General features: G+C 65.6%; 12 protein-coding genes and 2 pseudogenes. 5 read left to right on the top strand and 9 right to left on the bottom strand.

Going from position 1 to position 17,725, the window contains the following annotated elements:
* Positions 1-46: 46 nt before the first annotated feature.
* The 7 genes from ACLF3G_RS26250 to ACLF3G_RS26220 all read right to left on the bottom strand — a co-directional run bounded on the left by ACLF3G_RS26250 (position 47) and on the right by ACLF3G_RS26220 (position 10,063).
* Complete coding sequence (locus ACLF3G_RS26250; protein WP_430672355.1) at positions 47-1,819, bottom strand: glycosyltransferase family 2 protein; 1,773 nt, start codon at positions 1,817-1,819, stop codon at positions 47-49.
* A gap of 117 nt (positions 1,820-1,936) precedes the next feature.
* Positions 1,937-3,040 (bottom strand): hypothetical protein, encoded by a 1,104-nt coding sequence (locus ACLF3G_RS26245; RefSeq protein ID WP_430672354.1) that lies wholly within the window; start codon positions 3,038-3,040, stop codon positions 1,937-1,939.
* Positions 3,041-3,096: 56 nt separating this feature from the next.
* Positions 3,097-4,386, bottom strand: coding sequence for a glycosyltransferase (locus ACLF3G_RS26240; RefSeq protein WP_430672353.1), 1,290 nt, complete (start codon positions 4,384-4,386; stop codon positions 3,097-3,099).
* 270 nt (positions 4,387-4,656) lie between these two features.
* Positions 4,657-6,450, bottom strand: coding sequence for a glycosyltransferase family 2 protein (locus ACLF3G_RS26235; RefSeq protein ID WP_430672352.1), 1,794 nt, complete (start codon positions 6,448-6,450; stop codon positions 4,657-4,659).
* Entirely contained in the window at positions 6,416-7,645 is a 1,230-nt protein-coding gene (locus ACLF3G_RS26230) for a glycosyltransferase (protein WP_430672351.1), read from the bottom strand. Before ACLF3G_RS26230 ends, ACLF3G_RS26235 begins: the two co-directional genes overlap by 35 nt.
* 46 nt (positions 7,646-7,691) lie before the next feature.
* A complete protein-coding gene (locus ACLF3G_RS26225; protein WP_430672350.1) occupies positions 7,692-8,630 on the bottom strand; it encodes a hypothetical protein in 939 nt (312 codons plus the stop codon).
* A gap of 155 nt (positions 8,631-8,785) precedes the next feature.
* Positions 8,786-10,063, bottom strand: a complete 1,278-nt coding sequence (locus ACLF3G_RS26220) for a calcium-binding protein (protein WP_430672349.1) — start codon at positions 10,061-10,063, stop codon at positions 8,786-8,788.
* A 553-nt stretch (positions 10,064-10,616) separates the two neighbouring features.
* Between ACLF3G_RS26220 and ACLF3G_RS26215 the strand changes: the two genes are divergently transcribed.
* From ACLF3G_RS26215 to ACLF3G_RS26195, 5 genes are all read left to right on the top strand, one after another.
* Positions 10,617-12,716 carry a peptidase domain-containing ABC transporter gene (locus ACLF3G_RS26215; RefSeq protein WP_430672348.1) on the top strand — a complete coding sequence of 700 codons (2,100 nt, stop codon included), beginning with the start codon at positions 10,617-10,619 and terminating at the stop codon, positions 12,714-12,716.
* 13 nt (positions 12,717-12,729) lie between these two features.
* Positions 12,730-14,079 carry an HlyD family type I secretion periplasmic adaptor subunit gene (locus ACLF3G_RS26210; protein WP_430672347.1) on the top strand — a complete coding sequence of 450 codons (1,350 nt, stop codon included), beginning with the start codon at positions 12,730-12,732 and terminating at the stop codon, positions 14,077-14,079.
* 20 nt (positions 14,080-14,099) lie between these two features.
* On the top strand, positions 14,100-15,851 hold the full coding sequence (locus tag ACLF3G_RS26205; RefSeq protein ID WP_430672346.1) for a tetratricopeptide repeat protein: 1,752 nt from the start codon (positions 14,100-14,102) through the stop codon (positions 15,849-15,851).
* Between the two features lie 18 nt (positions 15,852-15,869).
* The gene (locus tag ACLF3G_RS26200; protein ID WP_430672345.1) at positions 15,870-16,067 is read left to right on the top strand and encodes a hypothetical protein; all 198 of its coding nucleotides are present in this window, start codon (positions 15,870-15,872) and stop codon (positions 16,065-16,067) included.
* Positions 16,068-16,388: 321 nt separating this feature from the next.
* Positions 16,389-16,871 (top strand): transposase, encoded by a 483-nt coding sequence (locus ACLF3G_RS26195; protein ID WP_430672370.1) that lies wholly within the window; start codon positions 16,389-16,391, stop codon positions 16,869-16,871.
* Here the strand turns inward: ACLF3G_RS26195 and ACLF3G_RS26190 are convergent.
* Positions 16,759-17,163: pseudogene (locus ACLF3G_RS26190) on the bottom strand (ATP-binding protein); the annotation flags it as partial. The gene ACLF3G_RS26195 and the pseudogene ACLF3G_RS26190 sit on opposite strands and share 113 nt — an antisense overlap.
* Positions 17,164-17,176: 13 nt before the next feature.
* Positions 17,177-17,473 (bottom strand): annotated as a pseudogene (locus ACLF3G_RS26185) (transposase); the annotation flags it as partial.
* Between the last annotated feature and the right edge of the window lie 252 nt (positions 17,474-17,725).

Below are 17,725 nucleotides of genomic sequence, written 5' to 3'. Positions count from 1 at the left end.
GGTGCTCCGACGAACGCCTCCGCGCCACGACGCCCGCGTGCGCTTCTCATATCCGACACGAGGGCGGGCTGGGTTGGCGGAACCAGCGCCGGGTGTGGGTCCAGGCGTTGAGCAGGCTCAGATAGCTGCGCCAGCGCCGGTCCGGCGTCACCTGCGACTGGCGCTCCAGGTGGTAGAGGACGACGCGCGCATCAACGGCAGGCCAAAGGCCGCGATCCCGGACTCTCAGGCACAGGTCGGTGTCCTCAAAATCCCCTGTGATGTAGTCCTCATCAAAGCCGCGCAGATCCTGCGCAAGGGCGCGGCGCATCGTCATGCAGGCGCCAGTCACCGCCTCGGCGCGCCGTACGCCGCTGACGCGGGACGGCATCCGTCCCTTGCCCGGATGCATCGGGAATTGCCAGCCGGCGAACTGCGGGAGCGGCGTGAAGGTCATACCGTCATGCTGGACGGTGCCATCCTCGAACAGCAGCATTGCGCCGAGGACCCCAAGCGTTGGGTCCTGGCGAAGATCATCAATCATAAGGTCGAGCCAGCCAGGCTCCCGTGGCATGACGTCGGAGTTGAGGAAGCAGATGAACTCGCCGCGGGCGCGCGCCAGGCCCACGTTATTGGCCGGCGCATAGCCGAGATTGGTGTCCAACAGGACGATCCGGAAGGGCAGGCCGAACCGGGCGTAGGCGGACTGTGCCAAGTCTAACAGCTCTCGCTTCCGCGGCGGGTCGTCCAGCACGTAGATCAGCTCATGGTGGGCGAATCCGTGCTCGGACAACAGTGCGAGCTGGAACATGGCGAAATCCATACGGCCGTAGAGCGGCACGATCACCGAGCAGACCGGGCTGTCCGGCTGCGGTCCAAAGGACATCTCGGTGACGCGACGCTCGCCGGCCAGCCTCAGCCGGTTGATGGTGACCAGGGGCGCGCCGATAACCTTGTCAAAGGTCGCCTCCAGCTCGTCTGGCGTCAGCTCGATGCATTCGAGCACACGTCGTATCGCCGGCAGGCCACGCCGCACCGGCCGTGGCACCATCTCGTAGCCGATCTCGCCATCCTTCAGCTCCACCTCCAGGTAGAGCCGGTCGAGGTCGGCGACGGACGCGGGTGCATAGGCGACGAACCCGCATCGCCGATCCAGGCTGCCGTATTTCGGCTCCAGCGCCGCGACGATGTCGGGCCGGTCCACCCCCACCCAGCGAAGCTGGAGCGGGTCCGACATGGCGGATCCCGATCGCAGCCTGATGCTGCGGACACTCTGCGTCGGGTCGATGAACCAGCCGATTAGCAGCATCCCGTCGGGTGGCACCAGGATGCTCTCATCCACAGCCAGGTGGATCGCAACCGGCAGCCGCGCCAGCGTGCTGGCTCCCTCGTAGATCTGTCGTGACAGCAGGGCCAGCAGCCGCACGCGGCTGGAGCCGGTCCCCGAGACCACCAGGGGCCTTGTCCGGGCGACCAGGTCGGCTTCCCTAAGATGCGCAAGGGTCTGCGCCGCCTGAATCCTCAGCGTTCCGTCCGGGCTCCGCACCTCGAGGCCAACAAAATCGCCAAGGATCCGGCCGGTCGCGCCGAGGAAGACCACAATCCCGATGCCGCGGCCGGCAATATCGGGCCGGTCGTGCCAGGAGTTGAGGATCGTGGCGCAAAGCTGTCCACGCTCGAAATGTGCAACGACGGCATCCGCGGGTAGATTATCCGCCCAGCGGCGGGTGACCCAGCCGCAGAACAGCCAGCCGCCGGCAGCGGCAGCATAGCCGTGGAAGTCGATATACCCGGCGACGCTCGGCGTTTCGGCCGCGGTATTGATGCTGGGCTTCAACATGGACCCATGGTTGCACGTGTTCCGCCAAGTTTCTGATACGGTATAAATAAGTCCACAGTCACCGCCCCCAGCATGGTCCCCTGTTTTAGGGGACGGCCTATCTGTGGCGGTGCTGGCTCAGACGCTCAGGGCTGCGCCGGTGAAATGCTTGGTTGTGAAGGTGCCGCCTTGCCCAAGCAGGAAGCGGACCGGCGTCTGCCGCGCCGGTGCGACCCACATGAGCATGGCCCGGGCCTCATGCGTGGCCGACCGCACCCGGTAGATCGTGCCCGCGCCGATTAGTAGGACGTCGCTAGGCGACAAGGGGATGGTCTGGATAGAGGCGGCCTGCGCCGCAGCGATGTCGATCGAGGCGCCTCCGCCGGCCAGCCAGCGTGACCGTCCGTCTTTGGTAAACTCCGGGAAGTTGTTGCTGTTCCGCACGACGTCGACGAGCACCGTGCCGCCAACCGCGCTGACCGCGAGCATACATTCACCGGGGGAGGGCAGCGCATCCGTGGCGCTAGGCTGGGTGAACGCACTGTCGCCCCCATCCTGCATGACGACGCGGTAGACGAGCGGGTTGTCATCCAGCACCGCGCGCAGGATCGGCAGTAGCGGGTCCCGAAACATTATGCCGGGCACCTGGTTCAGCATCGTCTCAGAAGCCGTACCGAGCTTCGGATGCAGGGCAACGCCCGTGGGCACCTCCGTCGCAGCTTCGGCGCCGAACAGGCCGGCGCTGGGGCCGATATCAGGCAGCAGCAGCATCCCGTTGAGGATGATTTGCCCCAGCGGCACCCCTAGATTGGCGGGCGTCGCGCCGGAGGAGATGCGGCCAACAAGAACACTCGCGGCATCGTTGCGGTCGACCCATAGACCGCCAAGGACGGAACGGGTCCGGCCAGCGCCGGGATAGCGCGCGTGGATCGCTTGGAAGAATTCGGTGAAGCCGGTTAGGTTGGTGCGCGGCAAGTCCAGGTCGCTGCCCTGCGGCTTGATCTGCACCATAGGCAGGAAGATGGGATCGAGCTGCTCGTAGAAGCTCATGGTGAAGCCGCAGCGACCGTCACCCAGCCCGGCCGCTTCCAGGTCGGATCGGTGTTCGTCCGCGATAGCTTCGCCGACGATCTTCCCGCTAACGAGCGCCTGCACCACGAGCGGCGTTCCGGAGCGGCCGCCAAAGATCCAGCCATTGGCGCCGGAAGAGGTCAGATTGTCGATCGAACCGCGAATAGTCATGCTTATATCCTTGGTAGTTGCAGATGTCCTACCCTTGTGTTGCACGGGCTCCCGCCTCACGGCGCGGCCATTGCGGGCGCGGAAGCTTGGGCTGTGGACAAAGGGTTAGCCAGCAGGCTGGCGTAGAGAGCGAGAACCTGGGTGGTCGTCTCGGCAATGCTTGGTGGCACCGCCAAGCCAGGACGGAGATCGGCCAAGATCTGCGGCGCAAGCGCGAGGCGCTTCAGGAGCGCTGCCAGCGCCCAGCCGCTGCCCGCCTGGAAGTGAAAGCCATCCACCCCGTCGCGCACCTTCTCCGCCATCCCGCCAATATCCGAGCAAATCACCGGGCGCCGGTTCAGCAGGGCCTCCTGGATCACAAGCGGCGAATTCTCCCACCAGATGGAGGGCACGATGACAGCATGGACCGAGCGCATCAGGCGGTGCACGCGTGTATTGTCGTAGGCCCCGCAGTAGCGAATGTTGTCCGGCGCTACGGCCAGCCGCTCCTCAAAATCTTTACGGAACTCCGGCGGCTGGCTGGACGCGTCGCCATGCACGTCGATGCGTAGCGACGTGACACCACTATCCGCGAGGATCTTGGCAGCATCGAACAGCACGCCGATGCCCTTGAGGCGCGAGATTTGGCCGAAGAAGCCGATTACCAGACCGCTGTCGATCTTATCGAACGGATCGGCATGGACCTCATGCGGTGCGACCGGCATACCGTTCTCGACAACCGAGACGCGCGCCGGATCCAGGCCCCACGCCACATATCGGTCCGCAAGGAAGCGGCTCGGCGCGACAAAATGGTCAACCAGCCGGAAGAAGCGCTTGATGAAAAGATCCCGCAGGAAAAAGTCCTGCTCGGTACGGTCCGGAAAGCAGCGCGCACAGTCGCGCTGGCCGCTCTTGTAGCAAAGGGCGAAATTAGGGCGCTTTACCATCTGCCCGAAGTGGTTGCAGATGGCAAGATATTCGTGAAGTGTGAGCACAACCCGCACATCCGGTAGCGCCCGTCGGATCATCAACAGCACCTCAACGCCGAAATTCGCGTAATGGTGCAGGTGAATCACGTCCGGCCGCATCTCACCCAGCAGACGCATGAGCTCGTCCGGAAACTCCGCATCGGGATTCGAGTGGATGTAGTGGTCGTAGGCGTGCCCGACATAGACGTACTCGTCCACGCCGAAGGGCTGGATCAGCCGAACCCCTAGTCGTTCGGAGAACCGCCCACCCGATGCAGAGATGAAGAAGCAGCGCGTATTCGGGCGGCGACGCAGTTCCTCGTACATTTGAAATGCGGAAATTTCGGCACCGCCACGCGAAACGCGCGGATCTGCATGGGACATGACCAGGACGCGCAACTCGCGTTGCTCCGGCACTGGCGCGACCGGCGGCACTGGTGCCGCAACCCTTCGAACCCGGCGCGCTAACGCGGCACCGGGCGCCACCATGTCTACAGTGCGTGCCAAACCTCACCCCTGACGAAGACGATAGAAGCTAAGGACAAATTAAACGTGAGTGCTGGTTGTCGGATATTTGAACACACAAATCAAGTCTGCAGGAGGACGTGAATGTGAATTTATGGAAGTCATTTCAGTATTGTGGCTATAAGTTGCACATGAGCTGCTCACTCACGCGGCAACCGCAAAGCGGTGGCGCCACCGCATTTGGAAGAGCCAGGCTCCGAACACCGTGAGGTGCTGGCGCCACCGCCCGCCGCGGGACTGCGACTGCCGTTCCAGGTGGTAGAGGCGGACATCCTGGTCCACGCCGCAGCGCAGCCCCTGTTCGGCCAGCTTCATGCACAGATCAGCATCCTCGAAATCGCCGAAGGGGTAATCCTCATCAAAGCCGCGCGCCTGCGTCCAGACGAGGCGGCTGAGGACCATGCAGGCGCCGGTCACCGCCTCGGCCGGGGCAAGACCAGTGGCCGCCGCTGGCTTTCGTCCCTTCCCTTCATGCTGCGGAAAGCGCCAGCCGCTGAATTCCTCCCGTGGCAACATCCGGCAGCCGCCGTGCTGCAGCGTGCCATCCTCGAACAGTAGTACCGGCGCGACCACACCAAGGCCGGCATCAGCCTGCAGCCGCAGGACCAGGTGCTCGAGCCAGCCGGCCTCGGTGGCGAAGACATCGGAGTTCAGCAGACACAGATACGGGGCACGGCTTGCCGCAACGCCCAGGTTCATCGCTGGCGCGAATCCCACATTTCGGCTGAGCAGCAGCAGCCGGAACGCGATCCCAAAGCGGGCATGCAGTGACGCGGCAAGCTGCTCCGCCTCCGCGCGTAGGCGCGGGTCGTCCAGCACATAGACGATCTCGCACCGGCAGGGAGGCGCCTCGGCGAACTGACTCAACTGGTGGGTCATGAAGTCGATCCGGCCATAGAGGGGCACGACGATGCAGCAGAGCGGCTCGCGCTCCGGCACACCGAAGATGCGCTCGTCGAAGGTCACGGGGAGGGCTAAGCGCTGGCGGTTGAGTCCTCGGATGACTGGTCCCAGGACATTGTCGAACAGAGGCGCGACGTCGCCATGCGGCAGATCCACCGCGCCGAGGATACGTCGGATCGCCGCACCGGCCGCATAGCCCGGTGCGGGAATTGGATACCGCGCCAGCTCCCCGCCCCGTGTCTCAATCTCCAGGAAGCTGGGCGCGCCCGGCGTCAGCGCAGCGGGGAAATAGGCCAGGAACCCCAAATGCGGATCGTCGATTCCCTGCGGCACCGCCACGGATTCGACGAGGTCGCGCCGCCGGATCGGCAAGCGCCGCTCCCGCGACAGCGGGGTGACCCGGTCACCCGACCGCAGCCGCAGCTCGGCGATGCCCTCCGTAGGGTCGAGCAGCCAGCCCTGCAGTAGCAGCCCGTCAGGCTGGATCGTGAAGCTGCCCTCGATCTCCAGCCGGATGCGCAGCATAAGGTCGGCAACATCGACCGCTGGGCGCTGCTGCGGCTCCGCCAGCGCCGCGGCGATCTCCGCCCGGTCCTCGGGCGCGGCGCCGCTGGTTGCCAGGATGGCACGGGCCAGGACGCGGATGACGTCGGCGGCGACGTGGGCGGCATCCTCCCCCGGCAGCCGGTGCGCCTGGCTGCCGTCCCAAATGTCCATGGCGACCAAGTCGGCGCGCACCGCGACACCTGCGATGGCGACGACGAAGCTGTGCCCAGCCAACCCGCGCCGCATCCCCGGCGCTCCTATGCCGAGCAGAAGGCGCCCGCCGGCGCTGCCGCCGCGGAAATGCACGATGCCCTGTGCGGCGCCAGGTGCTGCGATGCCGGCATCAGGCATCCATCCAGTGGCGGCGAGCCAGCCATTACCGCACTCGCCCCAGGATTCCAGGCGCGCCCCGGCGGTGGCGCTGCGCGTCGGCTCCGGCCGCGGCTTCGGCACCTCAGCGGCGCCCTGTTGTCGCGTCGACAAGGGCATCGAAGGCGGCATGGTGCCGGTCGAGGCCAAGGCGGCGCATGGCCATGCGCCGCGCCGCCGTGGCGAGTCGGTCGCCGAGCTTCCGGTCCTCCAACACCTCCAGCACTCGGTCGGCCAGCGCATGGCTGTCGAGGAAGGGGGTGAGCAGCGCCGTCCCGCGGTCGACCAGGAAGTCCCGGACCGGGGTCGTATCGCTGGCGACGATGCGGCAGCCGCAGGCGATTGCCTCACGCAGCGACCAGGAGGCAACGAAGGGGTAGGTCAGATATACATGCACGTCGGACCGGCGCAGCACGGCAAGGTGCTGGGCATAGGGGATGCGGCCGGCGAAGTGCACGCGATCTGGGTCGATGGCGCTGCCGAGTTCCTGCAGTAGCGCCTGGCGGTAGGATGTGCCGTTGCGCAGAGCGCTGCCGTAGCTCACGCCATCCGCGCCGACGATCATAACGCGAAGGTCCGGGCGCGTCGCCAGGAGCCTCGGCAAGGCCCGCATCAGCACGTGGAAGCCGCGATAGGGCTCGAGGTTGCGCGCTACATAGGTCAGCAGTGGCACCCCCGGAGGGATCGGCGGGATCTTGCCGATCGTCAGCGGCTGCAGACGCGCTGCGGGGTCGGGGCTGCAGGCATCCAGGTCGACACCTTCCGGAACCAGGCGAAGCTTGCCGCGCGCCCAGGCGGGATAGGTCGAGCGCTGCCACGGTGTCGGCGTCTGCCCGGTATCGGTGACCTGCAGGCTCAGCAGGTTCACTGCATTCTTGGCGCGCACGCGGGCGCGGTTCGCTGGAGCCAGCGGGAATTCCGGGTCGAAGCCGACATCCGCACCGGCGGTCCGGTAGTAAAATTCATAGTAGCCGGCCACCGGCGCGTCGGGCCAGACGTCCTTGACATTCAGCAACTCTCCCCACCCCGAATGGCCCAGGATGATGTCGGGCTGAAAGCCGAGGCGGTTGAGCTCGGCGCAGGTCGTGGCCACGGTCTCCGCCCGCGCCACCGCGACGTCGAACTCCTGCGCATGGGCATGGACGCCCGCCACTCTGCGGGGTGGGAACGCGTAGACCGCCTTGCGCGTCCCCGGCACGGTTATGGTGTTGGCAAGGCTAATGGTAGCGACCTCGTTGTGGTGGTCCTGGGTGAGGCGCTGGATCGCGTGCAGGTACTGCCCCGGCGCGTTCTGGTGAATGAACAGGTATTTCACGCGCGCCACTCCCGACGCCGTGAGGCGGCCACGGCCCCGGCGATCCTCACAGCTTCGCCCGGACGCCCCGCCGCGAAGTCCGGCGGGATCCTAGGACGACATTGGCGCTTGCGGCCTCGGCTGGATCAAGGCCCTGGACGGCGAACAGGATGCGGAAGGATTCGAGCGGTGCCAAGCTGGGCGCCTCGCACAGGGTGCCGGCCTCAAAAGGTCCCATGCGTGTCCCGTCGCCGAAGGTCGCCTCGATTTGGCAGGCGTAGCGGGCGGCGGCGGCCGGGCTGAGGCGCAGGCGAAGGCCCAGTGCGGGCAGGGACATGCCACGGCTGCCACAGTAGCCGCCGCCCTGTATCCAGGGTGAGAGCCACCCACGGCCTAGGACGACCTGGTATTCTAGATCCTCGGCGGCCATTCCAGCCGGGGGCGAGATGCTGAAACCCTCGATCCAGCGGCCGCTACCTGGCGTACCGACCCAGTCCCCGAATTCGCGCTGTACGTCTCCAAGATCCTGCAGATGGGCCGAGATGCTGGGCTGCGCCGGCGCCAGAAGTGGAACCGCGGCGTCCAGCTTCGCCGGCAAACCCTCGGTCACCGGTGTCGAGAGATCCGCAATGTCGCCGATGCGCTGTATGTGCAGCTTCGGGGGCGTCGCCGTTGCGTCGCCGCGGGGCAGGTAGCTTGTCAGCAGGATGCGGGTGTTGCGCTGGGCCGTGCGCACCAGCATCGCCTGGCCCGGCGCCTCCAGCCACTCGGAGGAGGGCAGGCCGACAATGGCAAGGTCATGAGGATCGCCGGGCAACCCGGGCGGCGCGGAAACCCGCGTAGTCGGGCGCAATCCGGCTTGGTCGCCAGACTTGCCGCGCTCGGCCACCGAGATGCAATAGAGCCCTGGCTGCAATGTCAGCATGTGCGCGGAGGAACGGACCTCGGCGACAGCATTGCTGATCTTGCTGGGGGCGGCGAGGCGGGGCGGGTCTGTCGATGTCATCACCCAGCCTTACAGCCGACAGAGGGCGGCGCGGCAACCAAGCATTAGCTAAAATCCCGCACCATGCCTCCTGTCTCAGGGAGACATGGTGATCCAGTGTCCGCTGAAGTCGGAGAGTGTGGGTGGGGCGGCCACTAGGCGGCCGCCCCTGTGTCCTAGACGAAGTTGTCGCGCTTCAACTCGTCAATTCCGGCGAAGGTGATCTGCGTACCATCGGAAAGGTTGATGGTGACGCCCGCAGCAGACTTCACCTGACCCGCGACCAGCGCGTCGATGTTGTCCGCGTAACCCTGCAGGGTGATCTTGTCGGCGCCCGGCGCGAAGTCGCCGATCAGCACATTGCCTCCGGCCGAGAGTTCCTTGAAGAAGGCAAACATGTCCTCGCCGCCGCCGCCGCGATAGGTATCGTCACCGGTACCGGCAATAATCGTATCGTTGCCGATGCCGCCACCGACCAGATCATTACCGGTGCCGGCGATGAAGGTGTTGTTACCAGTCGAGGAGCCGCCGCTGAGCGTAGTGTTGCCGGGGCCGGCGACCAGCAGGTCCCCGATCGGGCCGGCGGCGAACAGTACGTCGCCGGACCCGCCGCCCACTAGGGTCGTCGCGCCATCGCCAGCGACCATCACGTTGTTGCCGGCGGAGCCGCCAAAATACAGGCCACCGCCGGTGCCACCGAAGATAGTTGTGGTCCCGGAGCCGCCGACGACAGTGCTGGTGCCCGACCCGTTGATGAAGGTGATTGCGCCGGAGCTGCCACCGACGAGGACGTTGCCAAAATCGACGCCGACGGTGTCGTTGCCCGACCCAGTCACGACGGTGTCGTTGCCCTGGACATAGGTCACGTCGTTGCCGGCGCCGAGAAAGACGATGTCGTCACCAGCGCCGGCCACCACGGTGTCGTTGCCGCTGCCGGCGACTACGGTATCGGCGCCGCCACCTAGGCGGATCTCCGATCCGGTCACCGCTGTGCCGAACGCCTCGCCGTCCGGTTCCTCATCGCGAATGACGACCAAGTTGTCGCCCCCGGAGTCGTTGACGTTTATAGATCCAGAGGAAGTGTAGATGTTCGCTGATGAACCACCAACAACCGTGACCTGCTCCCCATTCGGATTGGCCAGGATCTCGATCGGCACTGAAACGCCGTCCTCGATAACAAGGTAGTCGACCCCAGCAGGCACCACGATCCTGTCGGTTCCGCCAGCCGCCGCGAGAGTCTCACGGTCGATCAGCAGGACGTAGGGGGTTCCGTCGGTCGGCACGACCGGCGGCGAGTTCGGGTTAAAGGTTCGGACGACAGCGCCAGCCTCGATGGCTGCCTGAACGCCACTAAGAGCCTGGCCGAAACTTGGGTCGGCCTCTTCACCTGGCGCTACGGGTTGGGGGGGACTAATACCGACCTCAACCCCATCGCCTCCGGAAATCGTTGCCACGCGCGGTTCCCTTGCTCACCTGATGGTGAACGTGTACACCGTGATGCTGCGGTGCGCAACGACCTTTGGTGCGCTTAGTAAAAAATGTTAAAGCCTAGGGCATAGAAAGCACACATCGGAACGCAACCAGATCTAGTTTTTATTTGAGACCAGTTTCAGTTTTAGATAATTAAAACTTATTCCACAGGAGTCGCATACATAATTATTTATTAGGAAAATGTTCTTTTTATTTGGAGGTCTGAAAGCATTCGTGCAGTTTCCTTCCGGGCCAGCCTTTCCCTCGGCGCGTAAGGCCGCTATTGCGTCGCGAAATCGTGTACCACTGATCCAGCGCCTTCCCCTGCGCGCAATTCCAGGAGGCTGCCTTGGCCATGGACGCTCCCCGTTTCGAGCCCCGCAACGCCTCCGGCGACAGCCGCGGGCTGGCAGTCCAGGCTATGCGTGGGCTACGTCACATGCGGCGGAACCGCCGGTAATGGTACCCCCAGACGGGCTGACACCACAGGTCACCATCCCCGCCGCTCCGCCGCCAGGCAACCAGCGCCTCCTTGCCATGGTCATGGCAGCCCGGTTCCATGGCGTGGAACTTGACCCATTCAGCACCCTAGCACCCCGCGACGGATCATCGCCCGCCGCATTGGTGGCCTGGGCGCGCGACAACGGCCTCTGGGCGCGGGCGGCGCGGCTACGGTGGCGCCATCTGATCGCCGAACCGGTGCATGGGCCGGCAGTGCTGTTGCTGAAGGATGGAAGCGCGGCGCTTCTGCTGGGTGCAAGCCCATCCGGGGAGGCCGTGTTCCTGCGCGACCCGGCAGCACCCGAGGGTAGTCGTCCGACACCGGTCGACGAGGCACGGCTCGCCGCGCTCTGGGATGGTACAGCGGTGCTGCTCCGGCGCGGCCAGGCCGACCGTAAGGGCGAACCGCCTTTCAACTTCGGCTGGCTCCTGCGATTGGTGCTGCAGCAGCGCGCACTGATCCGCGGCACGGTGGTTGCGGCCCTGGTGCTGGGACTGCTGGGCCTCGCGGCACCGCTGATGGTGATGGCCACGTTGAACCGTGTGCTGCAGCAGGAGGGTCTGGCTACCCTCACTATGATCGTCGTCCTCTTCCTGGTGGTCGTGCTTTACGAGGTCGCCTTGACCTACGCGCGACACAACTTGCTACTAACCCTTTCGGCGCGCATTGATGTGCGGCTCAACCTTTATGTCTTGGAACGGCTGCTGCGGCTGCCACTCGACTATTTCGAGCGCAACCCGGCGGGCGACGTGACGCACCGGCTGGGCCAAGTTTGGCGCGTGCGCGACTTCATCACCGGCCGCATTGGCGCGGCGGTCCTGGACAGCGCCGTCCTGATCTTCGCGCTGCCGGTGCTGTTCATCCTGAATTCCACCCTTGCCGCCCTCGTCTGCGTAGCGGCCGCGCTGCTGGGCATCCTCACGCTCATCTTTGTCCCGGCGCTGCGCCGTGTCTCGGCGGAGGCAATGAAGGCGGAGACGCGCAAGAACGCATTCATGGTCGAAACGGTGCACGGCATCCGGACCATCAAGGCGCTGGCGATGGAGCCGCATCGCCGCGCGGAATGGGATGTGCGGGTCGCGGATGTGACCGAAGGGCGGCTGCGCGCAGGCCGGCTGGCGGTCTGGCCCACCCTGCTCGCCCTGCCGCTCGAGCAACTCATGTCACGCGGTCTGTTCCTGCTAGGGGCCTATCTCGTCATCCTGAACCCGCAATCCATGGCCATGGGAAGCCTCGTCGCCTTCATGATGCTGTCTATGCGCGTGGCCGGGCCCTTCGTCAGCTTCTCTCGAATGCTGACCGATATCGAAGAAGTGCGGGCCGCCGTTCAACAATCGGCCGAGGTGCTGAATGCGCCGCCCGAAACGCCTTCCGGCGTGCTTGGCGCCCGCCCGCGACTTACCGGCGCCATCAGCTTGCAGGATGTCAGCTACACCTACCCGGGGGCCGCAATGCCGGCCCTGCAGGACTTCAACCTCAAGATTGAACCTGGCACCGTGCTTGGAGTTGTTGGCCGTAGCGGCTCGGGCAAGAGCACCCTGGTGCGGTTGCTGCAGGGCATCACCCGCGGCTATTCGGGCCTAATCCGGTTCGACGACGTCGAACTGCGCGAAATCGACCTTGCCCATCTGCGGCGCAGCACCGGTGTCGTGCTGCAGGACAGCTTCCTGTTCCGCGGCACGATACGCGAGAACATCCTGGCGGGGCGGCCGCATGTGACGATCGAGGATGCGGTCCGCGCTGCCCGCCTGGCCGGCGCTGAGGAATTCATCGAGCGTTTGCCGGCCGGCTACAACACGATGATCGAAGAAGGCGCGACGAACCTGTCCGGCGGGCAGCGGCAGCGGCTTTCCATTGCGCGCGCATTGATCAACGATCCGCGGCTGCTGATCCTGGACGAGGCGACCAGCGCGCTCGACCCGGAAAGTGAGGCGTTGGTTAGCGCCGGCCTGCGCCGCATGGCGTTGGGGCGGACCCTGGTCATCGTCTCGCATCGCCTGGCGTCGCTAGTGAACTGCGACGCAATCCTCGTCATCGACAAGGGGGGAGTCGAAGCGATTGGCACGCATGAGGAGTTGCTGGAACGGTCGATGACCTACCGCAAGCTCTGGATGCAGCAGGGCGCGAAACGGTGACGGGAGACGGGCCATGAGCAGCACGCAGGTTCCGGTCAATCTACCACGCGGTGGCGACCTCGTTCTGCTCGAATTCCGTTCCCCGTCCTCCGCATTGATCAACCTGCGCCCCCCGGCTTTGGCGCGCAGCATACCCTTGATCATCCTGGCGCTGGTGTTGAGCATGATCGCCGTCGGCATCCTGCTGCCCATCGACCGCGTGGCGGTCGCCTCCGGCCGCGTCATATCGCAGAGCCCGACAATGAACATTCAGCCGCTCGAGGCGGCGATCGTTCGGTCGGTCGAGGTACGGGTTGGCCAGGTGGTGCGCGCGGGCGACGTTGTCGCGCGGCTTGACCCCACCTTCGCCACAGCCGACCTAGCCGCGCTGGAGGACCGTGCCGCGGTGCTCGCGCTGGAAACGGAGCGACTGGAGGCAGAAAACGAGAGGCGCAATTACCAACCTGTCACGCAGTCCCCTGCAGCAACGCTACAGAGCAGTCTTTTCCGACAGCGCAAGGCAGAACGCGAGTTCCGCATTGAAAGCTTTCGGCAGCGGTTGGCCAGCTATGAGTCTACCATCGCACGCGGCGAGGCCGAGGCGCAGTATCTGAGGCAGCGCCTACAGCTTGCCACGCAGGTGGAATCTATGCGTCGTGAGTTGCAGCGGGCCCAGGTTGGCAGCCGACTCAATGCTCTGATTGCAACGGACACGCGCGTCGAGATGACCCGCGCCCTTGCGAGTGCGGAGGCGACAATCCGAGTGGCGCAGGATGACATGCGTGGCGTCCAGGCGGAGCGCGACGCCTACGAGCAGCAGTGGCGTACCAGCACCTCACAGGATTTGGTACTCCGGCAGCGCGACCTGTCTGACGTGCGGGAGCAGATCAATAAGGCGCGCCTGCGACGCGAACTTGTCGAACTCACCGCGCCGAATGATGGCATTGTGCTGTCGGTCGGCCGTGTTTCCGCTGGCTCCGTTCTGGCTGCGGGGAGCGAATTAATCACTATGATCCCGCTCAACGCGGCGCTCGAAGTCGAGGCCGAAGTCCGCGGGAGCGACAGCGGGTTCGTGCAAGTTGGCCAGATCGCAGACGTCAAGTTTCAAAGCTTCCCATTCATCCGGCACGGCAAGGCCCGGGGCCATGTTCGTGTGCTCAGCGCCGATTCGTTCCGCGTGGATGAGGGAGGACAGTTGGTTAATCCCTTTTATCGGGCGCGTGTGACGCTTGAAGAGGTGGCGCTGCGCAACATGCCGCCCGATTTTCGGCTGGTGCCGGGCATGCCAGTTACCGTCGACATCCGGGTCGGCGAGCGGAATCTGGTGAGCTACTTCTTCGAGAATCTTTTGCCGCCGGCCACAGAAGCGTTTCGCGAACCCTAATGATTCAAATGAAGCCGCGCATGTCCACTTCCCGGATTTCCGACCGCATCCTATTGCGGATGCCAAGCCTTGCCTCGCCTTCCGCCTGCCACGCGGCCGCAGCGCGGCTGCGTTTGGTAGGGCAGGATACGGATGCCTTTCGCCTGGATTTGCGCGCGGCACGGGCTGGCCTAGCCGGCGCGCAGCATGAAATCGGCCGCTGCTACGCCGAAGGGCGCGGCGTTCCGCCGAACCTGACGGAGGCGGTCGCTTGGCTGGAGCGGGCGGGCGATTCGGGGTCGGGCCGATCGCAAGCCCTGCTGGCCACGCTGTACCTGCAGGGCATGCCCTTCGCTGAGCCGGAAGGCCCTGCCTCGGCGATGCTGTTCCGGGACGGCACCCGGCGCAGTGAGCCGGATTATCTTCGCGCCCTCGACCATGCACGCCGGGCCGCTGACGCTGGCTCCGCCGAGGGTGAGGCGATTGCCGGATACATTCTGTCGAGCGGTCCGGAGATGTTGCGTAACCTTGGCGAGGCCGAGCGGCACTACCGCGCTTCCGCAGCGGCAGGGTGCCCTCAGGGGCAGCTCGGCTTCGGCCTGCTGCTGAGCACGCGCGGCGAGGCCGGAGCGGCGGAAGCGGCCGAGTGGGTCAGGCTGGCGGCGACGGCGGGCTTGGCAACCGCCTGCTACGTGCTCGGCGTGATGCTGCAGCGGAGGCAGGGGGTGGCGCAGGACCCAGAGGCGGCCGTCGCGCTGTTCCAGCGCGCGGCCGAACATGGCGTGCGGCCGGCACAGGCACGTCTGGGGCTGGCTCTGCTGCAGGGCGACGGCGCTCCGGCGAACCCGACGCAGGCGGAGACTTGGTTGCGGCGCGCGGCGCTGGCTGGGGATGCAGAGGCGGCGGCGCTTGTTGGCGACCTTTACGCCCGCGGCGGGAAACTGCCGCCGAACTACCTGGAAGCGGCTTCCTGGTTTCGCCGAGCCGCCGACAAGGGGCACGCCCAGGCGGCACGTGCCCTGGCGACGCTTTCGTTTCTCGGCCTTGGGGTTTCGCAGGATGAGGTGGAAGGGCGCCGGCTTCTAGTTCTGGCCGCCAGCTTGGGCGACATGGTAGCTCAGGTGGACACGGCGCGGCAGGCGCTCGCGGGCTACGCGCTGGCGACGGATCCCATCCAGACCGAAAGCTGGTTCGCCGCGGCAGCGGAGGCCGGTGACCCGGTCGCGGCCTACAACCTGGCAGTTTGCCATGCACTGGGGCTCGGCGCGCCGCTGGACCGTGACAAGGCGCGGCGCCTGCTGCGCGTGGCGGCGGAGCGCGTGGTCAATGCCCAGTTCTGGTACGCGCGGCTCTTGATAGAGGATGTAGGGGATGCGGAGGCCCTGGCCGAAGCGCGCGGCTGGCTGCGGCGCGCGGCGGAGGAAGGATTGGTAGAGGCGGCGGTGGCCCATGCCGAAATGATGGTGAATGGCCGCGGTGGGCCTCGAGACCCGGGCCGAGCGCTGCAGGCTTTCGAAGGCGCGGCGCAAGCCGGGCATTGCGGGGCGATGTTCGCGGCCGGGGCGCTTCTGGGCGGCGGCCATGGCGTAGCGGAAGACCGAGCACGTGCCCAGGACTGGTTCCGGCAGGCGGCGGAGAAAGGTCACCCGGCGGCGCAGCAGATGCTGGGACGCTATCTGATGAAGGGGCTAGCGGCGCCGGCAGATTTTGAGGCGGGGGAGATGTGGCTGAAGCGGGCCGCTGAGGGTGGGGCTTGCAGAAGTAGCCTCCAAACAGGGGAACGCGGTACCTAGGAGCGGTTCCGGTAACGCATGAAACTGCTGGACGAGCAGTGCATGCGGTCATTCGCTCGTCGGAATGACGAAGAGCTTTCGGCCCTGGAAGGTGGACGAGATCTGGCTGCTGCCGCCCTCGGTGCAGGAATTCGTGCCAAGGTTCTGCAGACTCTTGGGATTGAACGAAACCGCTTCGCGGTGAGAGCGGATGAGGCGGAGCAGGCTCCTGTCTGACAAGGTTGGTGCGCCGCACCACCTCCTGACAGGAGCCATTCGATGGCTGAGATCCGCCCTCTGCGCCGGCGCATGATCGAGGACATGACGGTCCGCAACCTCTCGCCGGCGACCCAACGATAATACCTTTACGCCGTGGGAAAGTTCAGTCGACATTTCGGCTGCTCGCCGGAACTGCTGGACCTCGATGATGTGCGCGCTTTCCAGGTGCATCTGGTTTCTCAGGGGATCGCGTGGTCGAGCCTGAACCAGACCCCCCCTGTGTCACGAGAGTTGTCGCGTGTTTAGGATCGCGCAACGAGGGGGCGTGGACATCAAGCAGTGGCTCGATATGGACAAGCATTCAGGGATCGCCTCGTGGCGCGGCTGCTGCCGCCGGAGAGCGCGGCCATCGACGTGGTCTCGCGTGAGGCAGGTGTCAGTGTCGCCACGCTGGAGCGTTGGCGAGCCGGGGCACTGGCAGCACCGGGTGCCTTGACGAGCACCCAGCGGTGGACGCCGGCGGCGCGGCTGGAGGCGGTGATCACCACGGCGGCGAAGGACGAGGGCGCCCGCAGCTCCTGGTGCCGTGAGCAGGGGCTCTATCCTGCCGAACTCGAGGCCTGGAAGCATGACGCCATTGCCGGCCTGGGCGAGCCGCGGGCAGCCAGTGCCGTCGAGGCCCGGCAGGACCGGCGCAGGGTGAAGGAACCCGCACTCGCTTGCGGTGATGCTCGACCGTCTGAACGCCAAGCGCGGTGGCGACGTGGGTCTTGCCGGTGCCTGGCCCGCCGACCAGCACGACGTTGTCGGCCTTTTCCATGAAAGCACCGGCATGCAGTTGGCGCACCAGGGCTTCGTTGATCTGGCTGCTGGCAAAGTCAAAGCCCGTCAGGTCTTTGTAGGTCGGGAACCGTGCGGCCTTGAGGTGGTAGGCGATGGAGCGAACCTCTCGCTCGGCGATCTCGGCCTTGAGCAACTGCGACAGGACGGGGCTCGCGCTCTGGAAGGCGGGCGCGCCCTGCTCGGTGAGCTCGACCGCGGCCTGCGCCATGCCGTGCATCTTGAGGCTGCGCAGCATGATGGTGACGGCGGCAGCCGCCGGGTCATGACGCATGGCGGCCTCCATTTCTCGAACGCAGGGTGCTGAAATCTGGCACGGTCCAATCGAGGCCGATCAGCCGCAGGAGGCTTTCGACGAAGCCGGTCGTCTGGCGCAGCGCCATGCCGAACAGCACCTTCATCGTCAGGCAGGTCTGGACAGCGGCATCGCTATAGATGGGCTGTCGGCCTCGTCTGCCGGTTGGCGCGGCTTCCCAGGTCATCTCTTGATCAGACCAGACCGCCAGCGAGCCGCGTCGCTTGAGCCCCTCGTTGTAGGCGGGCCAGTTCCTGGTCTTGTAGGTCAGCCGTGTCGGTCTGCTTATACCGTCCAGCTATCATGCTGCATTCACGAGATGAATCCCCCTTCCGGCCATTTTGTGCAAAAGAGCCACTCGACACCAATCTCAGGCGCGCCGCATAGTGAATCCCGGGTCCAGAAAGGTAGGTGCGGTACAACCCTGTTAAACAGGAGCCTGCTCCGCCTCATCCTCTCTCACAGCGAAGCGGTATCGTTCAATCCTCTACGTCAGCTTGCCCATTGCGGCCCGCCGACGCGGCGGCTTAACCTCATCAAG

This window comes from Falsiroseomonas sp. HC035, assembly GCF_050563525.1.
In the GTDB taxonomy this organism is placed as follows: domain Bacteria; phylum Pseudomonadota; class Alphaproteobacteria; order Acetobacterales; family Acetobacteraceae; genus Falsiroseomonas.
The sequence above is the reverse complement of the archived record's forward strand: the minus strand, read 5'-3'. Positions and strand labels throughout refer to the sequence as shown.

What these genes read in the sequence shown, in the direction of transcription:
- ACLF3G_RS26250 (WP_430672355.1), bottom strand. Translation starts at nt 1,819, where the DNA reads ATGTTGAAGCCCAGCATCAATACCGCGGCCGAAACGCCGAGCGTCGCC.
- ACLF3G_RS26245 (WP_430672354.1), bottom strand. Translation starts at nt 3,040, where the DNA reads ATGACTATTCGCGGTTCGATCGACAATCTGACCTCTTCCGGCGCCAAT.
- ACLF3G_RS26235 (WP_430672352.1), bottom strand. Translation starts at nt 6,450, where the DNA reads ATGCCCTTGTCGACGCGACAACAGGGCGCCGCTGAGGTGCCGAAGCCG.
- ACLF3G_RS26225 (WP_430672350.1), bottom strand. Translation starts at nt 8,630, where the DNA reads ATGACATCGACAGACCCGCCCCGCCTCGCCGCCCCCAGCAAGATCAGC.
- ACLF3G_RS26215 (WP_430672348.1), top strand. Translation starts at nt 10,617, where the DNA reads ATGGTCATGGCAGCCCGGTTCCATGGCGTGGAACTTGACCCATTCAGC.
- ACLF3G_RS26210 (WP_430672347.1), top strand. Translation starts at nt 12,730, where the DNA reads ATGAGCAGCACGCAGGTTCCGGTCAATCTACCACGCGGTGGCGACCTC.
- ACLF3G_RS26205 (WP_430672346.1), top strand. Translation starts at nt 14,100, where the DNA reads ATGTCCACTTCCCGGATTTCCGACCGCATCCTATTGCGGATGCCAAGC.
- ACLF3G_RS26200 (WP_430672345.1), top strand. Translation starts at nt 15,870, where the DNA reads ATGAAACTGCTGGACGAGCAGTGCATGCGGTCATTCGCTCGTCGGAAT.